General features: G+C 48.3%; 26 protein-coding genes and 7 tRNA genes. 23 read left to right on the top strand and 10 right to left on the bottom strand.

The genetic code is table 11. The features are described from left to right. Positions 1-51 precede the first annotated feature (51 nt). From GOU96_RS09100 to hemW, 5 genes are all read left to right on the top strand, one after another. Positions 52-609, top strand: coding sequence for a YggT family protein (locus GOU96_RS09100; RefSeq protein WP_001087261.1), 558 nt, complete (start codon positions 52-54; stop codon positions 607-609). After that, positions 609-899 (top strand): DUF167 family protein YggU, encoded by a 291-nt coding sequence (yggU, locus tag GOU96_RS09095; protein WP_230615326.1) that lies wholly within the window; start codon positions 609-611, stop codon positions 897-899. Before GOU96_RS09100 ends, yggU begins: the two co-directional genes overlap by 1 nt. A gap of 45 nt (positions 900-944) precedes the next feature. After that, the gene (locus GOU96_RS09090; RefSeq protein WP_267782728.1) at positions 945-1376 is read left to right on the top strand and encodes a DUF4426 domain-containing protein; all 432 of its coding nucleotides are present in this window, start codon (positions 945-947) and stop codon (positions 1374-1376) included. Between the two features lie 69 nt (positions 1377-1445). Further along, positions 1446-2048 (top strand): XTP/dITP diphosphatase, encoded by a 603-nt coding sequence (locus GOU96_RS09085; RefSeq protein ID WP_174499837.1) that lies wholly within the window; start codon positions 1446-1448, stop codon positions 2046-2048. Beyond that, positions 2042-3217 (top strand): radical SAM family heme chaperone HemW, encoded by a 1176-nt coding sequence (gene hemW / locus GOU96_RS09080; RefSeq protein ID WP_174499836.1) that lies wholly within the window; start codon positions 2042-2044, stop codon positions 3215-3217. The genes GOU96_RS09085 and hemW overlap by 7 nt, the downstream gene beginning before the upstream one ends. Before the next feature lie 32 nt (positions 3218-3249). Here the strand turns inward: hemW and glsB are convergent, their stop codons facing one another. Together glsB and trmB are read right to left on the bottom strand one after the other, a co-directional pair. Next, positions 3250-4170: a glutaminase B gene (gene glsB, locus GOU96_RS09075; RefSeq protein ID WP_000805057.1), complete on the bottom strand. Its 921-nt coding sequence runs from the start codon at positions 4168-4170 to the stop codon at positions 3250-3252. A gap of 110 nt (positions 4171-4280) precedes the next feature. Further along, positions 4281-5000: a tRNA (guanosine(46)-N7)-methyltransferase TrmB gene (gene trmB, locus GOU96_RS09070; protein ID WP_000005581.1), complete on the bottom strand. Its 720-nt coding sequence runs from the start codon at positions 4998-5000 to the stop codon at positions 4281-4283. Positions 5001-5239: 239 nt separating this feature from the next. Between trmB and mutY the strand changes: the two genes are divergently transcribed. The 11 genes from mutY (at position 5240) to GOU96_RS09015 (ending at position 10904) form a co-directional block, all read left to right on the top strand. Next, positions 5240-6301 carry an A/G-specific adenine glycosylase gene (gene mutY / locus GOU96_RS09065; protein ID WP_267782731.1) on the top strand — a complete coding sequence of 354 codons (1062 nt, stop codon included), beginning with the start codon at positions 5240-5242 and terminating at the stop codon, positions 6299-6301. Between the two features lie 13 nt (positions 6302-6314). Continuing rightward, positions 6315-6587 (top strand): oxidative damage protection protein, encoded by a 273-nt coding sequence (locus GOU96_RS09060; RefSeq protein ID WP_000124738.1) that lies wholly within the window; start codon positions 6315-6317, stop codon positions 6585-6587. Positions 6588-6688: 101 nt separating this feature from the next. Further along, positions 6689-7816: a membrane-bound lytic murein transglycosylase MltC gene (gene mltC / locus GOU96_RS09055; protein WP_001230176.1), complete on the top strand. Its 1128-nt coding sequence runs from the start codon at positions 6689-6691 to the stop codon at positions 7814-7816. Positions 7817-7925: 109 nt separating this feature from the next. Continuing rightward, positions 7926-8001 (top strand) — tRNA-Phe (locus tag GOU96_RS09050). Positions 8002-8049: 48 nt separating this feature from the next. Then, positions 8050-8125, top strand: a tRNA-Thr gene (locus GOU96_RS09045). A 10-nt stretch (positions 8126-8135) separates the two neighbouring features. Next, positions 8136-8211 (top strand) — tRNA-Phe (locus GOU96_RS09040). 37 nt (positions 8212-8248) lie between these two features. Beyond that, positions 8249-8324 (top strand) — tRNA-Asn (locus tag GOU96_RS09035). Positions 8325-8582: 258 nt separating this feature from the next. Beyond that, complete coding sequence (locus tag GOU96_RS09030; RefSeq protein WP_000769915.1) at positions 8583-10208, top strand: methyl-accepting chemotaxis protein; 1626 nt, start codon at positions 8583-8585, stop codon at positions 10206-10208. 413 nt (positions 10209-10621) lie between these two features. Further along, a tRNA-Phe gene (locus GOU96_RS09025) sits at positions 10622-10697 on the top strand. A gap of 41 nt (positions 10698-10738) precedes the next feature. Further along, a tRNA-Thr gene (locus GOU96_RS09020) sits at positions 10739-10814 on the top strand. A gap of 14 nt (positions 10815-10828) precedes the next feature. After that, positions 10829-10904: transfer RNA gene (locus GOU96_RS09015), tRNA-Asn, on the top strand. A 154-nt stretch (positions 10905-11058) separates the two neighbouring features. On the opposite strand, the gene djlA is transcribed toward GOU96_RS09015, so the two are convergent. Continuing rightward, on the bottom strand, positions 11059-11913 hold the full coding sequence (gene djlA / locus GOU96_RS09010) for a co-chaperone DjlA (RefSeq protein ID WP_000546924.1): 855 nt from the start codon (positions 11911-11913) through the stop codon (positions 11059-11061). Between the two features lie 158 nt (positions 11914-12071). On the opposite strand from djlA, the gene lptD reads away from it, so the two are divergent. From lptD to GOU96_RS08980, 6 genes are all read left to right on the top strand, one after another. Beyond that, entirely contained in the window at positions 12072-14423 is a 2352-nt protein-coding gene (gene lptD / locus GOU96_RS09005; RefSeq protein ID WP_001277601.1) for an LPS assembly protein LptD, read from the top strand. Positions 14424-14475: 52 nt separating this feature from the next. Next, the gene (surA, locus tag GOU96_RS09000; protein ID WP_267781547.1) at positions 14476-15771 is read left to right on the top strand and encodes a peptidylprolyl isomerase SurA; all 1296 of its coding nucleotides are present in this window, start codon (positions 14476-14478) and stop codon (positions 15769-15771) included. After that, positions 15761-16753 carry a 4-hydroxythreonine-4-phosphate dehydrogenase PdxA gene (gene pdxA, locus GOU96_RS08995; protein ID WP_267781545.1) on the top strand — a complete coding sequence of 331 codons (993 nt, stop codon included), beginning with the start codon at positions 15761-15763 and terminating at the stop codon, positions 16751-16753. Before surA ends, pdxA begins: the two co-directional genes overlap by 11 nt. Positions 16754-16766: 13 nt before the next feature. Continuing rightward, complete coding sequence (gene rsmA / locus GOU96_RS08990; RefSeq protein WP_267781543.1) at positions 16767-17582, top strand: 16S rRNA (adenine(1518)-N(6)/adenine(1519)-N(6))-dimethyltransferase RsmA; 816 nt, start codon at positions 16767-16769, stop codon at positions 17580-17582. Positions 17583-17653: 71 nt separating this feature from the next. Next, a complete protein-coding gene (gene apaG / locus GOU96_RS08985; protein ID WP_000383338.1) occupies positions 17654-18034 on the top strand; it encodes a Co2+/Mg2+ efflux protein ApaG in 381 nt (126 codons plus the stop codon). A 10-nt stretch (positions 18035-18044) separates the two neighbouring features. After that, positions 18045-18854 (top strand): symmetrical bis(5'-nucleosyl)-tetraphosphatase, encoded by an 810-nt coding sequence (locus GOU96_RS08980; protein ID WP_267781541.1) that lies wholly within the window; start codon positions 18045-18047, stop codon positions 18852-18854. A gap of 148 nt (positions 18855-19002) precedes the next feature. Here the strand turns inward: GOU96_RS08980 and folA are convergent, their stop codons facing one another. The 6 genes from folA to rplU all read right to left on the bottom strand — a co-directional run bounded on the left by folA (position 19003) and on the right by rplU (position 22828). Then, positions 19003-19500: a type 3 dihydrofolate reductase gene (gene folA, locus GOU96_RS08975; RefSeq protein WP_000973540.1), complete on the bottom strand. Its 498-nt coding sequence runs from the start codon at positions 19498-19500 to the stop codon at positions 19003-19005. Between the two features lie 12 nt (positions 19501-19512). After that, positions 19513-19986, bottom strand: coding sequence for a threonine/serine exporter family protein (locus GOU96_RS08970; protein ID WP_000954087.1), 474 nt, complete (start codon positions 19984-19986; stop codon positions 19513-19515). Beyond that, a complete protein-coding gene (locus GOU96_RS08965; RefSeq protein WP_000444259.1) occupies positions 19986-20747 on the bottom strand; it encodes a threonine/serine exporter family protein in 762 nt (253 codons plus the stop codon). The genes GOU96_RS08970 and GOU96_RS08965 overlap by 1 nt, the downstream gene beginning before the upstream one ends. A 121-nt stretch (positions 20748-20868) precedes the next feature. Then, a complete protein-coding gene (cgtA, locus tag GOU96_RS08960) occupies positions 20869-22041 on the bottom strand; it encodes an Obg family GTPase CgtA (RefSeq protein ID WP_000673586.1) in 1173 nt (390 codons plus the stop codon). 194 nt (positions 22042-22235) lie between these two features. Further along, a complete protein-coding gene (rpmA, locus tag GOU96_RS08955; RefSeq protein ID WP_000940599.1) occupies positions 22236-22496 on the bottom strand; it encodes a 50S ribosomal protein L27 in 261 nt (86 codons plus the stop codon). A 20-nt stretch (positions 22497-22516) separates the two neighbouring features. Then, entirely contained in the window at positions 22517-22828 is a 312-nt protein-coding gene (rplU, locus tag GOU96_RS08950) for a 50S ribosomal protein L21 (RefSeq protein WP_000271393.1), read from the bottom strand. 270 nt (positions 22829-23098) lie between these two features. Here rplU and ispB point away from each other — a divergent pair, with 270 nt between their 5' ends. Next, positions 23099-24070, top strand: a complete 972-nt coding sequence (ispB, locus tag GOU96_RS08945) for an octaprenyl diphosphate synthase (RefSeq protein WP_000345930.1) — start codon at positions 23099-23101, stop codon at positions 24068-24070. A 148-nt stretch (positions 24071-24218) separates the two neighbouring features. On the opposite strand, the gene GOU96_RS08940 is transcribed toward ispB, so the two are convergent. After that, on the bottom strand, positions 24219-25625 hold the full coding sequence (locus GOU96_RS08940; RefSeq protein ID WP_057557431.1) for a basic amino acid/polyamine antiporter: 1407 nt from the start codon (positions 25623-25625) through the stop codon (positions 24219-24221). Between the last annotated feature and the right edge of the window lie 370 nt (positions 25626-25995).

Here is a 25995-nt window from a genome sequence, read left to right as displayed (position 1 = left end):
TTTAAGGCGTCCACTCAAACTGAGCGGTCGCCAAATCAATAAGGGCAACTTATGAATTCACTGAGCTTTCTCATCAACACCCTATTTGACCTCTACATCATGGTGGTCATTTTGCGCATTTGGCTGCAAGCCGCGCGCGCTGATTTCTACAATCCGTTTTCGCAATTTATCGTAAAAGCGACCCAACCCGTGGTCGGCCCGCTGCGCCGTGTGATCCCATCGATTGGCAGCATTGATTTAGCCACCATCGTTTTTGCGTACGTCCTGTGCGTACTGAAATTCATGGCCTTAGTCTTGATTGCCTCCAGCGGCTCCGTGTCGTTCAGTGCAGATTTCCTCTTCCTCGGCTTGCTCTCTCTGATCAAAGCTGCAGGCGGCTTGTTGTTCTGGGTCTTGTTGATCCGCGCTATCCTAAGCTGGGTCAGCCAAGGCCGCAGCCCAATCGAATACGTGTTCCATCAATTGACTGAACCTATGCTCGCGCCGATCCGTCGCATTATTCCGGTGATGGGCGGCTTTGATCTCAGCATTCTGGTGCTGTTTATTGTGCTGCAATTTGCCAACTTCCTGATGGGCGATGTGATTGGTCCTATCTGGTATCAGTTGTAATGGCTGCCGTATGGCGCGAAGGAGATGACTTACTGCTGCGGCTCTATATTCAACCGAAAGCGAGCCGCGACAGCATTGTCGGTCTACATGGTGAAGAACTCAAAGTCGCCATCACCGCGCCGCCGATTGATGGTAAAGCCAACGCACACTTGAGCAAATTTCTCGCCAAGCAGTGCAAAGTGGCGAAAGGTTCGGTGGTGATCGAAAAAGGCGAGCTAGGACGCCACAAACAAGTGCGAATCCTACAGCCAAGCCAGATCCCAGCTGAGATTGCAGCACTGATTGAATAATCACACTCCCTCTTTGAGGGAGTTTTTTCACAAGGAGAATCGATTATGGGTAAATGGATGATGTCACTACTGCTCACCCTATTGGCTTTGCCAGCGAGCGCTGAGCAGCAAAAAACCATTAAAGATATTGAAGTGCACTATTCGGCGTTCAACTCAACCTTTTTAACCCCGAAGGTGGCGAGCAGTTATCAGCTGACGCGCAACGGCTATACCGCAATTCTCAATATCAGCGTGTTAAATCGCGCGTCACTCGGCAAACCGGCGACCGAAGCCAAGCTGACCGGCCATGCCAAAAACCTGATTGGTAACTTGCGTGAACTGAGCTTTAAGCAAGTCAAAGAAGGCAACGCGATTTACTACTTGGCGGAAGTGCCGATCAGCAATGAAGAGATGCTGACCTTTGATATTGATGTCGATGCCGGTCTGAAAGGGGCGGGAAAACTGACCTTCAGCCAAAAGTTCTATACCGAACAGTAATTTTATAGAAGACATGGGGAATCTACGACGCAGCCGTCGGTTTTCCCCATATAAACCACAGAGAACAGCATGAAAAAGATCGTTTTAGCCACGGGCAATCAAGGCAAAGTGCGTGAAATGGCGGACCTATTGTCCGATTTTGGGTTTGATGTCGTCGCGCAAAGCGAATTCAACGTCCCTGAAGTGGCAGAAACAGGCACCACTTTTATCGAAAATGCGATCATCAAGGCACGTCATGCCGCGCAAATTACCGGATTACCGGCGATTGCCGATGATTCCGGTTTGGAAGTAGACTACCTAAACGGTGCGCCGGGCATCTATTCCGCGCGCTACGCGGGCGAGCATGCCAACGACGGAGACAATCTCAATAAGCTGCTAGTGGCGATGCAAGATGTGCCAGACGAACAGCGCAGCGCGCGTTTTCATTGTGTGCTGGTGTTAATGCGCCACGCGGATGACCCAACGCCTATCGTTTGCCACGGCAAGTGGGAAGGCAAAATCCTCACCGCACCACACGGTAGTAATGGCTTTGGTTACGATCCTATTTTCTGGGTTCCGGAAGAAAAATGCGCTTCTGCTGAGCTAGAACCGGTGCGCAAAAAGCAGCTATCCCATCGCGGCAAAGCCCTGCAAAAACTATTCAAAGCAATTGAAGAGCAGCGAGCATGCTAACGCCTCCGCCGCTTAGCTTGTACATTCATATTCCGTGGTGCGTGCAGAAATGCCCGTACTGCGATTTCAACTCGCACGCGCAGAAAGGCGAGATTCCTGAGCAAGAGTATTTGGATGCGCTGCTGGAAGATCTGGATCGCGACATTGAGCGTTACCAGCTCAAGGGCGATCCTCGCCTGCTGCATTCGATCTTTATTGGCGGCGGCACACCGAGCCTTATCTCTGCTGAAGGCATCGCGCGTTTGCTGCAAGGCGTTGCTAAGCGTATTGCGTTTAAGCCAGAGATTGAAATCACTATGGAAGCCAACCCCGGCACAATTGAAGCGCAGCGTTTTGCTGGCTATCGCACCGCTGGGGTCACACGCATTTCGATTGGTGTGCAGAGTTTTGAGCCAGAAAAATTAGCGCGTTTAGGGCGCATCCACGGCCAACAAGAAGCGGTTCGCGCCGCACAGTTAGCACACCAAATTGGCCTCAACAGCTTTAATTTGGATTTGATGCACGGTTTACCGGATCAAACTCCAGAGCAAGCACTGGCCGATTTGGATCAGGCGATCGCACTGAATCCGCCGCATCTCTCTTGGTATCAACTGACGATTGAACCCAACACGCTGTTTTACTCGAAACCGCCTAAGCTGCCGGATGAAGATGCGCTATGGGATATTTTCGAACTCGGCCATCAAAAGCTCAGTGAGGCAGGGTATGTGCAGTATGAGATTTCTGGCTATAGCAAGCCGGGCTATCAGTGTCAGCACAACCTCAACTATTGGCGCTTTGGTGATTACCTCGGGATTGGCTGTGGCGCGCACGGCAAACTGAGTTTTGCTGATGGGCGCATTGTCCGCACCACCAAAACCAAACACCCGCGCGGCTACTTGGCAGCGTTGAACAATCTGGCCAAAGCCTATTTAGATAGCGAGCAGTTGGTTGCTGATGAAGACAAGCCGTTTGAGTTTTTTATGAACCGCTTTCGCTTGATTGAGCCCTGCCCGAAAGCCGATTTTACCGCCACCACGGGACTTACGATTGACGTGATCCGCCCAACCTTAGATTGGGCAATCAGCGAAAGCTATCTCAGTGAAGATGATCAGCACTGGCAAATCACGGAAAAGGGCAAACTGTTCCTCAATGATCTGCTCGAAGCCTTTATGGCTGATGAAGAAGAATAACCAAGAGGCGCGTGCGCCTCTTTATTTTTAGCTTAAAAAATCGAACGGCCAATCCGCTGCGCGAGTAACTCTAACGCGCGAGTCCCCGCGAGCGAGTTACCCGATTGATCCAGCGCGGGGGACCACACTGCAATCGTCATTTCTCCCGGCACCACAGCAATAATCCCACCGCCAACACCTGATTTTCCGGGCATACCAACTCGATAGGCAAACTCTCCTGCCCCATCATACAAGCCGCACGTGGCGAGTAAGGCATTGGTTTGTTTGCTTTGGGTTGGGGTTATCACCGTTTCCCCCGTCACCACAGAAACACCTTTGTTGGCAAGATAGCTGAAGGTTTTCGCCAGCTCAACACAGCTCATTTTCAATGCGCAGGCGTGAAAATAGTTGTGCAGTACCGGAATAACCTCATTGTGGAAATTGCCAAAAGAACGCATCAAATAGGCAATCGCCGCGTTGCGATCACTGTGCATCATCTCCGATGCTGCCACGACTTTGTCATAAGCAATGAGCGGCTCACCGCTGAGTTGGCGTACAAACTCCAACAGACGCTGACGAGGTGCAGAGAGGCGACTTTGCAGCATGTCGCACACCACAATCGCGCCGGCATTGATAAATGGATTACGCGGAATTCCCTGCTCCATTTCAAGCTGAATTAACGAGTTAAATGCTTGCCCTGAAGGCTCTTTACCCACGCGGCTCCACAGTTCATCTGGCTGATACAAGCCCATCGCGAGCGTCAAGCTCAGCACTTTGGAGATCGACTGAATCGAAAACCCTTCCTGTGCATCGCCTGCCGTGATGACTTCCCCTTGATTGGTGAACACGGCAATGCCCAATTTTTCACTTGGTACTTTGGCGAGTGCGGGAATGTAATCGGCGACTTTACCCTGCCCAGTGAGCGGGCGAACTTCTTCAATAATGCTGGCTAAAATCTCTGCTGTTGGCTTCATGGTTGACTCTTTATTATTAGTTTGTCTCAAGCTACTTCAGCTGTTCAATAGCTCGAGGATTAGGGTCAAAAAAGCCAACATCAAATGTTGGCTTAAGCAAAATTCTCTCTTTACGCAGTGCGCTGGTACTTGATGTCCCACACTCCGTGACCTAAACGGTGACCACGCTGCTCAAACTTAGTCAGTGGGCGCTCATCAGGACGCGGAATGTAATCGCCATCGGTTGCCAAGTTAGCAAAACCGGGCGCTTGATTCATCACTTCAATCATGTGTTCTGCGTAGTTTTCCCAGTCGGTTGCCATGTGGAATACACCGCTGCCGATAATGAGCTTTTGGCGTACCATTTCAGCAAACTCAAGCTGCACGATACGGCGCTTGTGGTGACGCTTCTTGTGCCAAGGATCTGGGAAGAATAATTGCAAAGTGTGCAGGCTGTTATCTGGGATCATGTGTGCAAACACTTCCACCGCGTCATGGCACATCACACGCAAGTTAGTGACACCCGCTTCACGCGCCGAAGCCAAACAAGCACCGACACCAGGGCTGTGTACTTCAATGCCGAGGAAGTTTTTCTCAGGTGCGTTTTTCGCCATTTCGACCAAAGACGCGCCCATGCCAAAACCAATCTCCAACACAACCGGATTATCGTTACCAAACACCTGTTGCCAATCCAACAGCTCTGGCTGGTAATCAATCCCCATGGTTGGCCAGCACTCTTTCATTGCGGCTTCCTGGCCTTTGGTCAAACGACCTTCACGACGAACAAAGCTACGAATACGACGCAGCACTTTGCCATCTTCGGTATATTCCTGGGTGATGACTTCGCTCATTTCTATTGCCTGCACATTACTAAATCAGAGCGGGAATTATCCAAAGAATCGTCAACGGTGCAAGTGTTATTACTGACCGCTTACCATCCTACCCCCAAACTCTTTGCCGTTGCCGCCAACACCGCCACAGCTTCGAATAGGAAGGAGGAGAATATCCCCAATGTTTGTCGGTTTTACTTCACCACCAATCTGTGGTGCAATTTTGCTCCACTAGTTTAGACAATAATAATGAGCAAGTCGTGACTCCTTTTGCACAGGCCATCCTTACTTGGTATGACGCCTACGGCCGCAAAAACCTGCCGTGGCAACAAAATAAAAATGCGTATCGCGTTTGGTTATCGGAAATCATGTTACAGCAGACCCAAGTCGCGACCGTGATCCCCTACTTTGAACGCTTTTTAGAGCGCTTTCCGACCGTACACGCCCTCGCGGCAGCGCCGCAAGATGAAGTGCTGCATTTCTGGACGGGGCTTGGCTACTACGCCAGAGCGCGCAATCTACATAAAGCAGCGAAAATGATTGTGAATGAATATGGCGGCGAATTTCCCACCGATTTAGAGCAGATGAATGCGCTACCCGGTGTTGGCCGTTCTACCGCGGCAGCCGTACTCTCTTCTGTGTATAAAAAACCACACGCCATTTTGGATGGCAACGTGAAACGCACGTTAGCGCGCTGCTTTGCCGTTGAAGGTTGGCCGGGGCAAAAAAGTGTCGAAAACCAGCTTTGGCATTATGCAGAAATGCACACGCCCAAAGTGGATGTTGATAAATACAACCAAGCCATGATGGATATGGGCGCAATGATCTGCACTCGCAGCAAGCCAAAATGCAGCCTGTGCCCAGTAGAATCGTTTTGCCTTGCCAAGCAGCAAGGCAATCCCCAAGAGTATCCGGGCAAGAAACCGAAAACAGATAAACCCGTCAAAGCCACTTGGTTTGTCATGCTCTATCACGACAATGCCGTCTGGCTTGAGCAGCGCCCGCAAAGCGGAATTTGGGGCGGTTTGTACTGCTTCCCGCAATCAGAGATCGCCAATATTCAAACCACCATAGATCAGCGCGCCATCGGCGATAGCACAATAACATCGCAGAAAACCCTGATCGCATTTCGCCACACCTTTAGTCACTACCATCTCGATATCACGCCGATTTTGCTGCAATTAAGCCGCAAACCGGACATCATCATGGAAGGGAGCAAAGGTCTTTGGTATAACTTAAGCCAACCCGATGAGATTGGTCTCGCGGCACCAGTGAAACAACTGTTGCACAGCTTACCTTTCGACATTGATAGCCACATTTAAAGAGGAAGAGTGAATGGCTCGCACCGTATTTTGTACCCGATTGCAGAAAGAAGCCGATGGCTTGGATTTCCAACTCTATCCCGGCGAACTGGGCAAACGCATTTTCGACAACATCTGCAAAGAAGCTTGGGCACAATGGCAGACCAAACAGACCATGCTGATCAATGAGAAAAAGCTCAACATGATGGATCCTGAACACCGCAAATTGCTGGAGCAAGAGATGGTGAACTTCCTGTTTGAAGGTAAAGAAGTCCATATCGAAGGTTATACACCGCCTGCAAAGTAAGAAATTTCGGATTTCATCTGCTTGCAAAAAATGACATCATGCCGCTGGGTTATGATGTCATTTTCGTATCAGGAGTAGCGAAAGCTCGCTTTAGGAGGCGCATGAGAAAGTTAGTGTTATGTATCACCGCTCTATTATTGAGTGGCTGTAGTCGTGAATTTATCGAGAAAATTTACGATGTTGATTACGAGCCCACTAACCGTTTCGCCAAGAACTTAGCCGAATTACCTGGACAGTTTCAGAAAGACACCGCCGCACTGGATGCATTAATCAACAGCTTCTCCGGCAATATCGAAAAACGTTGGGGACGCCGCGAGCTAAAAATCGCTGGCAAAAATAACTACGTCAAATACATAGATAACTACCTAAGCCGCTCTGAAGTCAACTTCACCGAAGGTCGAATCATAGTAGAAACTGTTTCACCTATCGATCCTAAAGCCCATTTACGCAATGCGATCATCACCACCTTACTGACTCCCGATGATCCCGCGCACGTCGATCTTTTCTCCTCAAAAGACATTGAACTCAAAGGCCAACCCTTTTTGTATCAGCAGGTACTCGATCAAGATGGTCAGCCAATCCAGTGGTCATGGCGCGCTAACCGTTACGCCGATTACCTCATCGCTAACCATTTGAAAGTGAAGCAAGTCGATTTCAAGAAAGCCTATTACGTCGAAATCCCCATGGTCAAAGATCAAATCGACATCCGTGGCTACAAATACGCCAGTATCGTGCGTAAAGCCTCTCGCAAATACGACATCCCGGAAGATCTGATCTACGCGATCATCAAAACCGAAAGCAGTTTCAACCCCTATGCGGTGAGTTGGGCCAACGCTTATGGCTTAATGCAAGTGGTTCCTAAAACCGCAGGACGGGATGTGTTCAAGCTGGTCAAAAACCGCTCTGGCGAACCCAGTCCTGAGTATCTGTTTAACCCAGAAAACAACATTGATACCGGTACGGCCTATTTTTACATCCTGAAAAATCGCTATTTGAAAGAGGTTCGCCACCCCACATCTCTCGAATACAGCATGATTTCTGCCTATAACGGCGGCACTGGCGGAGTGTTGAGTACCTTTAGCAGTGATCGTCAACGCGCCATGCGTGACCTTAATGCCCTGCAACCTAACCAAGTGTATTGGGCGTTAACCAAAAAACATCCGAATGCGGAAGCGCGTCGTTATCTGGAAAAAGTGACCAAATTTAAGAAGGAATTTAACGCGGGATAACAAAAAGCCCGCAGTTTGCTGAAAATAACGGCAATCAAACTGATTTTTCGAAATATTTCAAAAAACAGGTTGACGGGGAAAGGGAAAATCCGTTTAATAGCGCTCCGTTGCCCGGATAGCTCAGTCGGTAGAGCAGAGGATTGAAAATCCTCGTGTCGGTGGTTCGATTCCGCCTCCGGGCACCACGAATTTTAGATTGTTGGTGTAAGACACAAACAGCAAAGGTTACGTGTGCCGGCTTAGCTCAGTAGGTAGAGCAACTGACTTGTAATCAGTAGGTCGCCAGTTCGATTCCGGCAGCCGGCACCACTTAAAATTTGCCTCGATAGCTCAGTCGGTAGAGCAGAGGATTGAAAATCCTCGTGTCGGTGGTTCGATTCCGCCTCGAGGCACCACTATTAAAAGTTGTGCCATAGACACAATAAAAATTGTTCCTCCTTAGCTCAGTCGGTAGAGCGACGGACTGTTAATCCGCAGGTCGCTGGTTCGAGCCCAGCAGGAGGAGCCACTTTTAGAAACCCAGTCATTGACTGGGTTTTTCTTTATCTGCATTTGGGATTTCGCTTCTCACTTCGCAAACATCCCGCCTCTCACTTAACTCATCGTTCTCACCTCTTCCTTTTTTATTTCGAGGCAAAAATTTAATCCAACTCATACTTTCACACTTACTTCGTATCAATAAATAAGCAAGCTCATTACTATCTCGCCGACATCAAACCGTCACAAAAATTTAATCTGCTTACACCTTCCCCATAGGGTTCAAACTATGAAATTAAAAACCCAAGCTTATTTATTATCTGCCATCATTCTCGCCGCTCTTCTCGCGCTAACCGCGACCGGGCTGTGGACGTTACGTGTGGCCAGCAATCTCGATAACAAAGCGCGTGTAACCGAGCTGTTTAATAGTGCCTACAGTATTTTGACTGAGGTAGAGAAGCTGGCTCAAGAAGGCAAAATGTCGGAGCCAGAAGCCAAAGCGCTCGCCACCCGCCTAATGCGCAACAATCTCTACAAAGATAATGAATATGTGTATGTGGCAGATGAAAATATGACTTTCGTGGCGACGCCGCTCGACCCACAACTGCACGACACCAGTTTTCACGATTTTAAAGATGGTAAAGGCAATAGTGTGGGCCGCTTAATTCAAGATGTGCTGCGTCATCAATCGGGCAAGTTAGTGGAATATACGTGGACACAAAAGCAAGCAGATGGCTCGATTGAAGAAAAGCTCTCGATCGCGCGCAAAACGCCACACTGGGGCTGGGTTGTCGGCACGGGTATTGGTTTTAACGAAGTGAATGCGCGTTTTTGGTCTACCGCGCAATGGCAACTAAGCTTATGTGTGGTGATCGCCGTTGCGATTTTATCTCTGTTACTGGTCGCGATTCGTAAAATACTGCTGATTATCGGCGGTGAACCCAATGAGGTACGCAGCGCAGTACAAGCGGTGGCACAAGGCCGCATTCGTCGTGAATTTGCGATAAAAGCCCCTAAAGAGAGTATTTATGGTGCAGTGCAGCAGATGAGCAGCTCACTTGCAGACTTGGTGGCTAAGCTTGAGCAATCCATGGTTGCTTTACGTTCTGAATTAGCCGGCGCAGGTACTCGTGCCAAAAGCATTGCCGAATTAACGGATAGCCAGCAGCAATCTACCGCCATGATTGCCACTGCAATGACCGAAATGGCCTCTTCAGCGAACCAAGTCGCCGATTCTGCGCGTGATACCGCATTCAACACCGATCAAGCGGATCAGCAAAGCCAGCATACGCAAAAGCTCATCCACAACACGGTAAGCAATATTCAAGGCTTGGCGACCCAATTACAAACTGCGAGCACCGCGGTTGCCGATCTGGATCTGGATGTCAAAAACATCGCTAAAGTACTGGATGTGATTGGTGATATTGCAGAGCAAACCAATTTACTGGCGCTGAATGCCGCAATTGAAGCGGCACGCGCTGGCGAGCAAGGGCGCGGTTTTGCCGTCGTGGCTGATGAAGTGCGTAACTTAGCGGGCCGCACGCAAACCAGTACCAAAGAGATCCAGCAGATGATCCACAATTTGCAGGAAGGGTCGCGTAATGCGATTCAAACCATCCAGATTTGTGGGCAAACCAGTCAAAGCAGTGTGCAAGAGTCAGAAAATGCCGCTTCTGCGCTGGCATTGATTGTCAGCGCACTCGAAAGCGTCTCTTCGATGAGCCATCAAATAGCCACGGCGGCCGCTGAGCAAACCCAAGTCAGCGATGATATTGCTCGCCGAATCAATATGATTGAAGAAAGTGGCTCAAAACTGAGCCGAGTGGTGATGGAGAGCCACAATAGTACGCAAACTCTCACCAAACTCGCCCGCGAGTTAGAACAGTGGGCTGCGCATTTTGAGGTCACTCGTTAAGCATACTTTCAGTTCAGTGATCGCAAAACGTTTCACTGAACTGATGGGTTACCCGTCTTTATGATACCCAAACTTCTTGACGTTGCCTGTCGTCAGCCAGTGCATTCATCCCATGAGCCTACCTACTCCATGATTGGATGAATACACTTAACCAACACGGCTGCAGCTTCAAGTAGGAAGGGTATAACTGAAAATATTTATCAAGCAGGTATTTTTACGTACTTTGTGATTTTCTGGCTACGCTTAAAACTCTCTATTTCACTGAGCGTGTGGGTCTTGTGGTTCATTTAGCGATATTTTGGCAAACGAAATGGACAAAAACAGGCCATTAAGTATAGAAAAACAACAAACGATATTTTTTTTAGATTTTCATGTTGACGACCACCACGAAAAACCTTTTAATACACCCCGTCGCCCGGATAGCTCAGTCGGTAGAGCAGAGGATTGAAAATCCTCGTGTCGGTGGTTCGATTCCGCCTCCGGGCACCACAATTTTGCTTGTTGGTGCTTGCACGAACAATAACAAATGTGCCGACTTAGCTCAGTAGGTAGAGCAACTGACTTGTAATCAGTAGGTCACCAGTTCGATTCCGGTAGTCGGCACCATTAAAAAGAATAATTCCTCCTTAGCTCAGTCGGTAGAGCGACGGACTGTTAATCCGCAGGTCGCTGGTTCAAGTCCAGCAGGAGGAGCCACTTTTAGAAACCCAGTCTATGACTGGGTTTTGTTTTATCTGTCGAAAGTTTTATCTATCGAAAACCGCCCCACTCCAATTGCTCTCTTGCCTGCAAAAGAAAGGCAAACGGTTAAGTTTGCCTTAGAAAAGCTAAGCGCATAATGACGATGAGCTTACTTAATGCCTTTCTCCTTTCGGATCAGCTCATAAGCGTGTTGGATTTGCTGAGATTTCTCTTTCGCGACGTTCATCATCTCTGGCGGTAAACCTTTCGCCATCAGCTTATCTGGGTGGTGCTCATTCATCAGCTTACGATAAGCTCGCTTCACCTCTTGTGCACTCGCACTTTCGCTCACCCCAAGCACTTCGTAGGCATCGGCCAATTGATGGCGTGATGAAGGCTGCTGCCATTGCTGCCCACTATGGGATTGCTGCTGCGAACCACCAAAGCCACCACCTTGTTGAAATCGAAACGCCGCTTCCTGCATCCGTAAACGGCGCTCTAACTGCTCGGAAGAAAAACCAAGCCCACGCGCAATACGATGCAGTACTTGACGCTCACTTGGGTGCACATCCCCATCAGCAAACGCGGAAGAGACTTGCAGCTCAAGGAAAAACTGTAGCAGGTCAAAACGTCCGCCCGTGGCGATTTTCACGCGCTCTAACACTTGCTCTAGAGGAAAATCGCTTTCTTTCCCGTCACGAAACGCATCTTGTGCAGCACGTTTTTGCTCTAGGGTCAGGTTCATGCGATCCATCATAATGGTCGCGAGTTGGATCTCTTCTTTGGTGACTTGACCCTTGGCTTTTGCTACATGCCCCATCACCGAAAATGCGGATTTAAAAAACTCCTCTTGGCGCTCCGCTTGGCTAGGGCCTGCACCAAATGTACCACTTTGAAAGCCAGCCTGATTTAAACGACGAGCCTTATCAAACTGGTGGCCAAGGAAGATCCCAAAGATTGCGCCAAAAGGGCCACCAAACAGGAAGCCAAAAAAAGCGCCAAGAATTTTGCCAAAAATATGCATTATGTGCTCTCAATCTATGAATTTTTCTGGAGTGAAGCGGTCTGATAGTGGCGCAAGCGTCAATTTCCTTTATGATAAGGACCGTTTATATTTCAGGCTCCTAAGTTCGGAATCCATCAAGTTCAACAGGCCACAAGTTCAACAGGATGTACAACCCCATGTCATGCTTTTCCCGCACGTTTTTAGCCGCTTCGATTAGCGCTGCACTCTTTGCACCTCAGATACAAGCAGAAGCGAGTGTGGATGACAATCGCGCTCAATTACCTAATGGTGAGCAGTGTTTAGTCAACCAGCCTGAGCCTACTAATCCCGGCCAACAGCCTATCAATGTCGAAGCGGATAAGCTAGAGGCAATCAATGGGCAGAAGGCGACCTATTCGGGGAATGTCGTTGTCGTGCAAGGTAAGAAACGCATTGCTGCGGATAACGTGACTTTGCATCAACAAGAGAATGTGGTTGTCGCTGAAGGTAATGTTCAGTTCAGTGATGGTGAGATAAAAACACACTCCACCAAAGCGACCAACCATCTTAATACCGATGAAATGACGCTAGAAAATACACGCTACCAGTTTTTGTGTGAACCGGGCCGTGGTGAAGCGGTGTATGTTTCGAAAACGGGCAAAGCCGTGTATGAAATTGAAGATGGCTCCATCACCTCATGTCCTGATGGTGATAATGCATGGCGGATGCGTGCTTCCAGCATTGATGTGGACCAGAATGAAGAGATTGCGACCTTCTACAATCCGCGTCTTGAAGTGCAAAACGTACCTGTGTTCTATCTCCCCTATTTGACTGTGCCAATCGGTGATACGCGTAAAACTGGTTTTCTATACCCGACGGCCTCTTACGGCTCACGAAATGGCTATTCGTTTGAAGTACCAATCTATTGGAACTTGGCACCCCAATATGACTTAGAAACCACCTTCAACTACATGCAAAAGCGCGGTACACAACTCAATAGTGTGTTCCGTTATCTGACCGATTTTGGTGCGGGTCAAATCAAATCTGAATATCTTGCCGACGATCAGTTGCACACTGAATTAGGCGATCGCTGGGCATTCCAATATGAGCATAACGGCATTTTCCAACAAGCTTGGAAATTTGAAATCGACTACTCCAAAGTCAGCGATATCAACTATTTCTCTGACTTAGATTCGGGAGTCGGTAATCGTGAAGATGGACAACTTATCCAAGAAGGGCGCGCCACTTACCGTAGCGACAACTGGGATTCTGCGCTGTTGGTGCGGGATTTCCAACTGCTGACCAAGGATACCACTAGCACGAACTTGCCTTATCGGTTAATGCCGCAGCTCAGCTACAACTACTATGCTCCAGAGACGATGAAGTATCTGGATCTTGACCTTGTCAGCCATGTCTCGCGCTTTGAAACCGATGCAAGAGGCAAACCCTCAGCAACTCGAGTACATATTGAACCTGGGCTAAAAATTCCGTTCAGCAACACTTGGGGCAACTGGACAACCGAAGCACGAGTCTTGGGCACCTACTATCAACAAGATCTTGATAAGACCACAGATGCCAAACTGGAAGAGAGTGTGACACGCGTTATCCCTGAGATTCGCAGTGTAGCTGGCATTGTGCTTGAACGAGATACGGTACTGCTTGATGACTACACTCAGACCCTTGAACCCAAAATTCAATATCTCTACGTGCCAGAAAAGTATCAGGACAATATTGGTCTGTATGATTCCACTTTGCTGCAAACCGACTACTACGGGCTATTCCGCAGTCGCAAATACAGCGGCGTAGACCGAATTGAGTCCGCCAACCAAGTCAGCTACGGTGCATCGACTCGTTTCTTTGATAGCAACTATAAAGAACGCCTCAATATCGCGTTTGGTCAGATTTTCTATCTGGACAGCAAGCTCAATCCGTCCAATAAAAATCCAGACAGCACATCGGATAAAACCAGCTATTCCGCTTGGGCCGTTGAGATGGACTTTAACTTTGCTGACTATCTGTTCTATCACGGCGGCATTCAATACGACATCGATAGCCAAGCCGTTCAACTTGGCAACAGTACATTAGAATATCGAGTCGCCAGCGGTTATATCCAAGCTAACTACCGCTATGTTGCTAAGGATTACATTCGCAATACCGTCGGCGACAGCATTACCAATATTGATGACATTACCCGAGACGGTATTTCACAAGCGGGCATTTTGGCGGGTTACCAGTTGAGTCGTAAATGGTCGGCTAGCGGTCAATATTACTATGATCTGACCACAGATGAGGCGTTAGAGTGGCTGGCTAACCTGACTTACACTTCAGATTGTTGGTATGTGGGCTTTACTTACAGTAACCAACTAAAAAGCTGGAACGGCAACTTTGTTACGGATCCTTACGCGACTCCGATTTATGAAAATAACTTCAGCTTTAACATCGGGATTATTGGTTTTGGCACCAGCATTGGCGCAGGCTCAAGCATGACAGGTGTCGATAGCGCAGGTAACTCACTCGGTTATGGTCGCCCATTCTTCCTGAATAACTAATTCACCTAGCCTGAGGAAACTCAGGCTTAAAACATTTTAGATAGGACTGCACATGAAATTGTGGAAACCCACACTAATTAGCGTTCTCAGTGCGCTGACTCTCTTCAACGCTCACGCAGAGCCCAAACAACTCGATAGCGTGGCAGTGATTGTCAATAGCGGCGTCATACTACAAAGTGATGTGGACAGCGCCCTGAAAACCATCAAGGCCAATGCCAAGCAGAACAAGCAGCCTTTGCCACAAGAAACGGTGCTGCGCGAACAAGTATTGGAAAAACTGATCATCGATACTTTGCAGCAGCAAGAAGCGGATCGGATTGGGGTAAAAATTGATGACAACCGCCTCAACGAAGCGATTAAAGAGATAGCGAAAAACAACCAACAGACTCAGGAGCAGTTGATTGCTTCGGTAACGCAAGAAGGCTTAACTTACCCAGAGTTCCGTGAGCAAGTCCGTAAAGAGATGGCGGCGAGTGATGCACGCAATGCCTTAGTTCGTCGTCGTATCAACATTCTGCCCGCCGAAGTTGATACGTTAGCTGAGCTGCTTGCGCAGGAAACCGATGCCACCGTGCAATACAAAATCAGTCATATTCAACTGCGAGTCGATGACGGACAAGATAAAAGTGCCGCGGAAACCTTGGCCAACAAGCTGGTCAACGACCTAAAAAATGGGGCAGACTTTGCGCAAATGGCATACGCCTACTCCAAAGGTCCCAAAGCCCTGCAAGGGGGAGATTGGGGATGGATGCGCAAAGAAGAGATGCCAACCATCTTTGCTGATCAGATCAAAATGCAAAACAAAGGCAGCATTATTGGCCCGTTTCGCAGTGGTGTCGGTTTTCACATTTTGAAAATAGATGATGTCAAAGGCCTAGAAACGGTCGCGGTCACAGAAGTTAATGCTCGTCACATTTTGATCAAACCGACCATCATCCTCAGCGATGAAGGCGCGCAAAAGCAGCTCAATGAATTTGTACAGCGCATCAAAAATGGCGAAGTGACCTTTGCAGAATTAGCACAGCAATATAGCCAAGACCCCGGCTCTGCCGCGCAAAAAGGTGAACTGGGCTATCAAACTCCCGATCTGTATGTCCCAGAGTTTAAACACCAGATTGAAACCTTACCCGTAGGCCAAATCAGTGAACCGTTTAAAACCGTACATGGTTGGCACATTGTAGAAGTGCTCGATCGTCGCGAAGTGGACAGAACTGATTCCGCACTGAAAAACAAGGCCTACCGTATCTTGTTCAATCGTAAATTCAATGAAGAAGCCAGTGCTTGGCTGCAAGAGCTGCGTGCCAGCGCCTTTGTTGAAGTCTTGAAGGACGAGAAGGATGAGCAGTAAACGCATCATTGTCACAGCTGGTGAGCCCGCGGGGATCGGTCCCGATCTGGTGCTCGCCCTCTCAGCACAAGATTGGCCACATCAACTGGTGGTGTGTGCCGATAAGGCGTTATTGGCGCAGCGGGCCGTGCAACTTGGCATACAGGTTAAGCTACTGGATTATCAACGCGATAATCCAGTGCAAGCTCAACAAGCAGGAACCTTGTTGGTTGAGCATATTCCTCTCGCTGAACCCGTCGTCGCCAGTCAACTCAATCCAGCGAATGGACACTATGTGTTAAAAACGCTGGAAAGAGCGGCAAAAGGCTGTATGAATGGCGAATTTGATGCTATTGTCACCGGCCCTGTGCACAAGGGGGTGATCAACCGTGCGGGGGTGGCTTTCAGCGGTCATACCGAATTTTTTGCTGAACAGTCAAAAACTCCCCTCGTCGTGATGATGCTGGCCACCGAAGGCTTACGTACTGCGTTAGTCACTACACATCTGCCACTCGCAGAAGTGCCGCAAGCGATAACTTGTGAACGTCTAGAGCAGATTGTTCATATTCTCCACAAGGATTTAGTCGAGAAATTTGCCATTGCAGAGCCTAAAATCTACGTATGTGGGTTAAATCCACACGCAGGTGAAGACGGTGTATTGGGCATGGAGGAGATCGAAACCATCACTCCTACCCTACAGCGTTTGCGTGAGCAATATGGCATGCAATTGGTTGGCCCTTTACCAGCCGATACTATTTTTAGTGAAAAATACTTGCAACAAGCGGATGCCGTTCTCGGCATGTACCATGATCAAGTGCTTCCGGTGCTGAAATACAAAGGCTTTGGCCGCTCAGTCAATATTACGCTCGGGCTGCCTTTTATCCGCACTTCGGTCGATCACGGTACGGCACTCGATCTGGCTGGAACGGGTCAAGCCGATGCGGGAAGCTTTTGGACTGCATTAGCTTACGCAATTGAATTAGTTGATAAAAAAGCGCAATAACTTAGAGAAAACTATGAGAAATGATGTCCACTTAGGGCACAAAGCGCGTAAACGCTTTGGTCAGAACTTCCTCAATGATCCTTACATCATTGATGGTATTGTGTCGGCAATTAATCCCAAACCGGGGCAAAACTTGGTTGAAATCGGCCCAGGGTTAGGCGCCATCACAGAACCGGTAGGACGTGAAGTGGATAAATTCACTGTCATTGAGCTTGACCGCGATCTGGCCGAACGCCTGCGTAATCATCCAGAATTAGCCAGCAAGTTGACCATTCATGAAGGCGATGCGATGCGTTTCGACTTCAAGCAGTTGGTGAAACCCAATAACAAACTTCGCGTGTTTGGTAACTTACCTTACAACATCTCAACGCCGCTGATGTTCCACTTGTTTGAATTCCACCGTGATATTCAAGACATGCACTTCATGCTGCAAAAAGAGGTGGTGAACCGATTGGCCGCAGGTCCGGGAACCAAGGCCTACGGTCGACTAACCGTGATGGCGCAATACTACTGTAAAGTGGTTCCGGTGCTAGAAGTGCCGCCTAGCGCATTTGTGCCACCACCAAAAGTGGATTCGGCCGTGGTACGTTTGGTGCCTTATGAAGATCTCCCTCATCCAGCAACCAGCTTAGAGTGGTTAGATCGCGCGGTACGTGAAGGCTTTAACCAACGCCGTAAAACGGTGCGTAACTGTTATAAAGGTTTGGCTGAACCGGAAACACTGGAAACTCTGGGCATCAACCCAGGTATGCGCCCAGAAAATCTGACCTTGGCTCAATTTGTGGCATTAGCGAACTGGCTTGATGCCACACACAAAACTCACGCATAATCGATAAGGACGACATTCAGTCGTCCTTTGTTTATCTGCCAATATCTGACTACTAAGCTGAGGAGTCGCTCATGGATGTTTCGCTGCCCTGTATCAAAATTCAGGTTCAAACTCGCTACATTGAGGAACAATCAAATCCTGAGTATCAGCGCTTTGTGTTCGCCTATCTCATCACCATCAAAAACCTCAGCTCCCAGACCGTCCAATTGATGAGTCGGCGCTGGTTAATCACGGATGCCGATGGCAAACAGACCGTGGTTGAAGGCGATGGCGTTGTGGGAGAGCAACCTCGCATCAAAGCTAACGATGAATATACCTACAGCAGTGGCACGGCCTTAGATACTCCTGTCGGTGTGATGCAGGGTCAATACTTGATGATTGATGAACAAGGTGAGTCTTTCACGGTTGAGATTGAACCATTTCGTTTAGCCGTTCCGCATGTATTGAATTAAGGGAGTTTGTGTGGCGAATTATATCGTTGGAGATATTCAAGGCTGTTTTGACGAGCTACAGCAACTGCTCAAACAGGCCGAATTTAATTCTCAGCTTGATACGCTGTGGTTTGCGGGAGATTTGGTCGCTCGTGGTCCAAAATCACTAGAAACCTTGCGTTTTGTCTATCAGTTAGGGGATGCAGCGCGAGTCGTGCTCGGCAATCATGATTTGCATTTGCTCTCGGTAGCACTCGGTCACCATCCCGCTAAACGGCGCGATCAAACCCAAGCGATTTTAGATGCGCCCGACGCCGCGCCATTACTCGATTGGCTACGTCAGCAGCCTTTGCTCGCTGAACATCAAGAGTTTGTACTGTGCCATGCTGGCGTCTCACCACAATGGGATCTCGCCACTGCACGTCAAGCAGCGCAAGAGGTCGAGTCTGTACTTCGTAGCCCCGAGTGGAGCACCCTGATTGAGCAGATGTACAGTGACCAACCCGACGCATGGCATCCAACGCTACAAGGGATAGATCGCTTGCGTTATATCGTTAACGCATTTACTCGTATGCGCTTTTGTTTCCCAGATGGTCGTTTAGATATGCAATGCAAACTGCCACCTCAAGAAGTGACTGACGGTAGCTTACTACCTTGGTTCCAATTACCGCAGCGCATTGCTCTTGAAAAGACGGTGATTTTTGGCCATTGGGCGGCATTAGAAGGGTATGTGAGTGAAACGGTGATCGGCCTAGATACGGGTTGTGTGTGGGGCGGAACCCTGACTATGCTGCGTTGGGAAGATAAACATTACTTTAGCCAAGCAGCGCTGCCAACATAAAACAGCACCCGTTGATACGGGGGTTGACAGTGTCTGCTCTGACTATACCTGCTATGACGATACCCAAACGACTTGGAGTTGCAGGTCGGCGGCAAATAAGTGACAAATGTGTCTGGAACCAATTTGCTCAGCCAACACTGCTGCAACATCACGTAGGAAGGGGATTTTGGCGTTCAAAAATCACAAAATCCATCCCGTAGGCATTTTTTTCATCGGCAGGATAATGCTCACGAGAGCGCTCTAGCCAATCACTCCCCCATTCAGGAAACTGAGTATCACCCTCCAGTTTTGCATGGATCTCGGTAATATACAGTTTATGGGCCATCGGTAAACAGGCCGCATATAAGCTACCACCACCGATGATCATCACCTCATCGACCTCACCCGCTTTCGCCAGCGCTGCCTCAATGGAGGTCACCACATCCACCCCCTCAATCTGCAAACTCGCATCACGGGAGATCACAATATTGTGCCGCCCCGGTAAAGGACGTCCGATCGATTGGTAGGTTTTACGCCCCATCACTACAGGCTTCCCTAATGTACAGCGTTTGAACCACGCGAAATCAGCCGGTAGATGCCAAGGCATCTGGTTATCTTTACCAATAATGCGCTGGTCTGCCATCGCGGCAATCATACTGATCATCATTTTTCTCTTACCTTAAATAATCGGTTTGCGGCGGTAGAATAACAGTCCAGGTACAGCAAGGCCAACCGCCAAACCCGCAATGATAAACATGGCTTTAAGGAAGTTTTCTAATAAGGCTTCCATCAGCTCGGGCGAAAAACCCACATGGTTAATTTCGACTAACGCGATCATGGCTTTAAATGCAAAAACACCAGGAACCATCGGGATAAGTGCAGCAACCGTAAACACTTTAGGATGAGCCAGAAAACGACGAGACCAATAAACACCAACCATACCCACTAGAGTGGCGGCAAAAAAACTCGCCCACTCAATCGGTACGCCAAAGTGCATCATCAAATAACGCGAGCCATGACCAAGTGCACCACCTAACGCACAATATTTCAATGCGGGCACAGGCACATTGAAGACTAAAGCAAACCCAACCGCCGGAATCGCGGCAAAAAACATGTCGTTGAGTAGTCCGAAAAACAGATCCCAGCTTAACATTACCACCCCCAAATTCCGGTGATGCTCATTGCCGCGACAATACCGAGCGCCGTGGCTAGAGTCAGCAAACTCGCCATCACAAAGCGTGCGATGCCCATATTGATGTAACCTTTGAGCATATCTGCGACCGCATTAATTAATGGAAAGCCGGGCACCAGCATTAACACGGAAGAGGCCATGACGATCGTCGGTTTGTTGCCGAGTTGATAAATCACAGCTTGGGCAGAAATCACGGAAGTCACGAAAGCCGTTGCCGCAAAATTGATGAGTGGATTGAACTGACGATGGCCGATTTCTTGGCGAACGATCATCCCAACTGACGAGGCGATCAAGGTGATCAAAAACACCATCCAATCGCCCCCAGCCAAACGGCTGAATGCCGCGCAAGAGAGGCCAATCATGACCACAACTAGCCAACGATTGTAACGCTCTGGACTGATGTGATTGAGTTTTCGCTGCGCTAAGCTGTGATCGAGAATGCCTTTTTCCATCATGATGCAGATCCTTTGAATCTGCGTCACCACACGCATATTGATGCCGCGATCTGGGCTGCGTCGCGCAGTCGTAATGCAGTGCTCTTTATAGACGGTCGTCACCACAAGCGAGCTCGCCGAGAGAGAGACTTCGACTTCACTCATCCCACTCGCCAACCCCATGCGGCGCATTATATCGCCGACTAAAGTACTTTCTGCGCCATGCGCTAATAGCATCTGCCCTGCCTGAGCAATCAAACGAGAAACGGCTCTCTGTTTGGATTCCATGATTCCTTTCCTAAAACCTAAATATGCCGAAGAGAGAGTAAGTGTGCCCGAAACAAACTTTAGGAAAGTTGATTTAGACACAAAAAAGCCGCAACTAAGTTGCGGCATACCAGTGAGTTAATCAGTCACGAACATAGATAACGTGGCCGTCATCTTCTTCGTCGTCCCAATCATCCCAATCGTCATCATCTTCAGTGATCACTTCACGACCAGCCAATCCGTCTTTATGGTTATAATCCCATGTGAAATCGACTTTTTCGGCTTCTGTTTTCTCTTCCGCTTCTCTTGGTAAGGTATCCATGAACTCGGCAAGCTTCATGCACAGCTCTTTGGTGCCTTGACGATTCGCCGCAGAGATTTTGAAGTAATCGCCTTCCCATGCCAGAGCATCGATGATGTTTTGAATGATCTCATCCGCTTCTTCTTCTGACATCAGATCAACTTTGTTGAACACCAACCAACGTGGCTTTTTCGCCAGCTTTTCACTGTACTGTTCAAGCTCATCAATAATGGTCAACGCATTGTGTGCAGGATCGCTTTGATCAGCTGGCATGATATCAATCATATGTAGCAGCACGCGACAACGTTCAAGGTGTTTAAGGAAACGAATCCCTAAACCTGCCCCTTCTGCGGCGCCTTCAATCAAGCCTGGGATGTCAGCCACCACAAAGCTTTTCTCCGGCAGCACGCTCACCACACCAAGACTTGGTACTAGCGTGGTAAACGGATAATCCGCCACTTTAGGTTTAGCCGCAGAAACAGCACGAATGAAGGTCGATTTACCCGCATTTGGCATGCCGAGCATACCAACGTCAGCCAACAGCAGCAGCTCTAAACGAATATCACGCAGCTCACCCTTGGTACCCAAGGTTTTTTGACGTGGAGAGCGGTTCACCGACGATTTAAAACGGGCGTTGCCCAAACCGTGCCAACCACCTTTGGCGATCATGACTTTTTTGCCATGTTCGGCCACTTCACCAATGATTTCATTGGTGTGAATATCGACGGCACGAGTACCTACCGGTACGCGCAGCTCTTTGTCTTTACCGCTTTTACCCGTACAGTTACCGCCACCGCCGTTTTTACCACGCTCCGCTTCATAAAAGCGCTGGAAACGATAGTCAATCAAGGTGTTGAGGTTTTCATCAGCGACCATATACACATCGCCGCCATCACCACCATCACCGCCATCAGGGCCGCCATTGGTAACGAATTTTTCACGCCAGAAGCTCACAACACCGTTGCCGCCATCACCAGCTTGAACTTTAATTACCGCTTCATCTACGAATTTCATTTTTCCTCCACTCAATCTCGTGGGAAATCTTAATCAGTCTAGTAAACCTGAGAACGTAGATCCCAGAAAACAATCGCCTGCTTGGATCAGGCTACATTCAGGTCTAGGGTCTAGGGTCTAGGGTCGACCACACTTTCGATAAATAAAAAACCCCACCAAACGGCAGGGCTTTTAAATTCATCAAGAAACTTGGCTTATTCAGCAGTTTCGATGCTAACGAATTTACGGTTGTTAGGACCTTTAACCTCGAACTTCACTTTACCATCAGATAGAGCGAATAGAGTGTGGTCTTTACCGATACCTACGTTAGTGCCAGCGTGGAACTTAGTACCACGTTGACGAACGATGATGTTACCTGCAAGTACAGATTCACCACCGAAACGCTTAACACCTAGACGTTTGCTTTCTGAATCGCGGCCGTTACGAGTAGAACCACCAGCTTTTTTGTGTGCCATTGTTGAACTCTCCTAATAACTTAAGCGTTGATACCAGTGATTTTCACTTCTGTGAACCACTGACGGTGACCTTGTTGCTTACGAGAGTGCTTACGACGACGGAACTTAACGATTTTTACTTTATCGCCGCGACCGTGTTGTACCACTTCAGCAACTACTTTACCGCCCTCAACCAGAGGAGCACCTACTTTAATGTCTTCACCGTTAGCAACCAGCAGAACTTTATCAAATTCTACAGTTGCACCAGTTTCAACGTCTAATTTCTCTAAACGAAGAGTTTGACCTTCGCTTACACGGTGTTGTTTACCACCAGATTGGAAAACAGCGTACATATTTTACTCCGCTCTTTCCGCACAGCCTATGCTTATATTTTATGCGATAAGGGTGTGCGCTAAACTAATCATCAATAGGGCGCAGATTCTACGTGAATGATGTGCCTATGACAAGCCATATTTTGAAAAAAATGGCGAAAAGCTAATCGCCAAACAAAAGTGCCGCAATCATGCCTTTAAGCCATGTATTAATCAATGATTTTTAGTGTATTATGCAGCGATTCCAGAAGACTAAATGCCTTACACGCTCTTATTTCAGCCGGATTTACGATGGATTTTAAAGCTATCCAAGCGCTTACTGCCAATGACATGGCAAAAGTGAACGAAACGATTCACGCTCAACTCAATTCTGACGTTTCCCTAATCAACCAACTGGGTTTCTATATCATCAGTGGTGGTGGGAAGCGTTTACGCCCATTGCTGGCGGTTTTATCCGCCAAAGCGCTCGGTTATCAAGGGTCACATCACACGACTGCTGCTGCGTTTATTGAATTCATTCATACGGCAACCCTGTTGCACGATGATGTGGTCGATGAATCAGACTTGCGCCGCGGTAAAGCAACCGCCAATGCCGCGTTTGGTAATGCCGCCAGCGTATTAGTCGGTGATTTTATCTACACTCGCTCGTTTCAGATGATGACAGAATTAGGATCAATGAAGATCCTGAAACTGATGAGTGATGCAGTAAACGTGATCGCTGAAGGTGAAGTACAGCAATTAATGAACTGTAACGATCCTGATACCACCGAAGCCAGCTACATGCAGGTTATTTACTCCAAAACTGCACGTCTGTTTGAAGCGGCAACCCAGATTGGCGCTATCCTCTGTGATGCTTCTCCTGAAGTCGAACTGGCGATGCAAAACTACGGTAAATACCTAGGCACAGCCTTCCAACTGATTGATGATGTGATGGATTACACTTCAGATGGTGATGAGATGGGTAAAAACGTCGGTGACGATCTGGCAGAAGGCAAACCTACCCTACCACTGCTTTATGCGATGCAGCACGGTAATCCTGAGCAAGCCGCGATGATCCGTGAAGCCATCGAGAAAGCCAATGGCATGTCGCGTCTTAATGAGATTCTCGCAGCGATGGAGCAAACTGGCTCTTTACAATACACCATTGAAAAGGCGCTGCATGAAGCGGATAAAGCCATCGCTGAACTTGCGGTTTTGCCAGAAAGCGAATACAAACAAGCCTTGATCACGCTCGCCCATATGGCGGTCAATCGCAGTAAATAGTCTGCAAATTCGGTGAGATGACCACAGCAACTCACTCGAGAATGGATTACGTTTTCTTACTAAAAAACCCCTCAGCTCTACGAGCTTGAGGGGTTTCTTTTATCCGTCCCGTGCTTTAGACAATGTCGACTATGGCATCAACGCTATTTTACCAAGCGCCTTGCCAAAGCATACCTGCCGCCCCAACGGCAAACAGCAGTAGGGTGCTGGCTCCGACCATTTCTCGACCGCAGAATGCTTTTACACCTTGCTCACGCTTTGCTTTGAGATAGAAAGCGAAGCCCGGTACATACAACAGGGTTGAGAGCATCAAATAGTGCAAACCTGAAGCATACAGCAACCATAAACCATAAGCCGTTGCGCCAAAGCCAATCAATAGCAATTTCCCTCGATCTCCTTGCTCCAGAGCAAGCTTAAGGGTAAAAGCGCCCACCAGAAAATACGGCACTAAAATCATCTCTGAGGCAAAGATCAATAAGCTATCGTAAGTGCTGGCAGTATAGCGCACCAAGATCAAGGAGACTTGGATACAGAGTGTGGTTAAGAACAAGGCATTAACTGGACTTCCCGCTTGATTCTGCTTGGCAAAATGGCGGGGAAACATCTTATCTTTGGCGGCAAGGAAAGGCGCTTCGGAAGCCAATACCGTCCAGCTCAAAAACGCACCGCAAACCGAGATCAAAAGCCCAACCGCAATAATGTACTTACCCCAAGGACCAATAATCGCAGTCAACACTTGCGCCATAGAAGGATTCGGGTATTGCGCCAACTGATTGACTTGAATCACGCCCATCGACAACAGCGTGACTAAGACATAAATCGACAGAGCCGTGAGTAACCCAAGAATGGTCGCGCGACCGATGTCTTTACGCTGACGTGCTCGGCTTGATACCACCACAGCACCTTCAATCCCCACAAAGACCCAAACCGTGATCAACATGGTCGCTTTGACCTGACCGAGCAGATCAGCGCCTGAAATGTGATGGAGCCCTGCGAAATCCAAGCTAAATGTAGACCAGTTAAACGCCGCAATCGCACACACAATGAAAAGTAGCAAAGGCACCATTTTGGTCATAGTGGTGATGAGATTGATCAGTGCAGCGGTTTGCACTCCTCTTAACACTAAGCTGTGAACTCCCCACAACAGTAGAGAAGCACCACCAATTGACCACCAAGTATTGCCAGAGCCAAAGATAATCTGATCAGGTGAATCAAACAGCAGTCCTAAAGTACTAAATACAATCACCAGATAAGAGACGTTAGCGACCATGGCACTAAACCAGTAGCCCCACGCCGAGCAAAATCCGGCAAAATCGCCAAAACCTTCACGAGCAAAACCAAACACACCACTGTTTACATGGGGTTTATTGACGGCTAAATATTGAAAAGAGAGCGCAAGAAAGATCATGCCGATCCCAGTGATCGACCAACCGATCATCACTGCCAGTGGACTGGCAACCGCTGCCATATTTTGTGGCAAGCTAAACACGCCCGCACCAATCATTGAACCAATCACTAGCGCCGTGAGAGAGCCTAAACCCAGTTTTTTATCCATTATTTTTTAATCACCAATAACAGAGGTAAAAAGCCATCTTCCCCTTCCAAACATCGGTCACAAACAAGAGAAAATCCGCCTGCAACAGCCGAAGGGCCACCATTCCACTCACAAGACATGAGTCGAAGCATACAAAAAACAGCGCATATTACACGAAAAGCAGTGGGATGAAATGATAATTAGATAAGTAACATAAGAATTCACTAGTGGAAAACCAATGTCTGGAATTTAAAACTGGAAAATCAAATAATTAATTTTAAGACCTCCCAAATCTCAAACTACTTGAAGTTGCAGGTAGGCGGAAAGTAAGTGAATCCCCATAAGCATAGGCATAGACATAGGCAAACTATGTGATTGGGGTGAACGAGTG

The organism is Vibrio sp. R-1 (assembly GCF_035615595.1).
Taxonomy (GTDB): domain Bacteria; phylum Pseudomonadota; class Gammaproteobacteria; order Enterobacterales; family Vibrionaceae; genus Vibrio; species Vibrio cholerae.
This window is presented reverse-complemented; position numbering and strand designations above follow the sequence as displayed.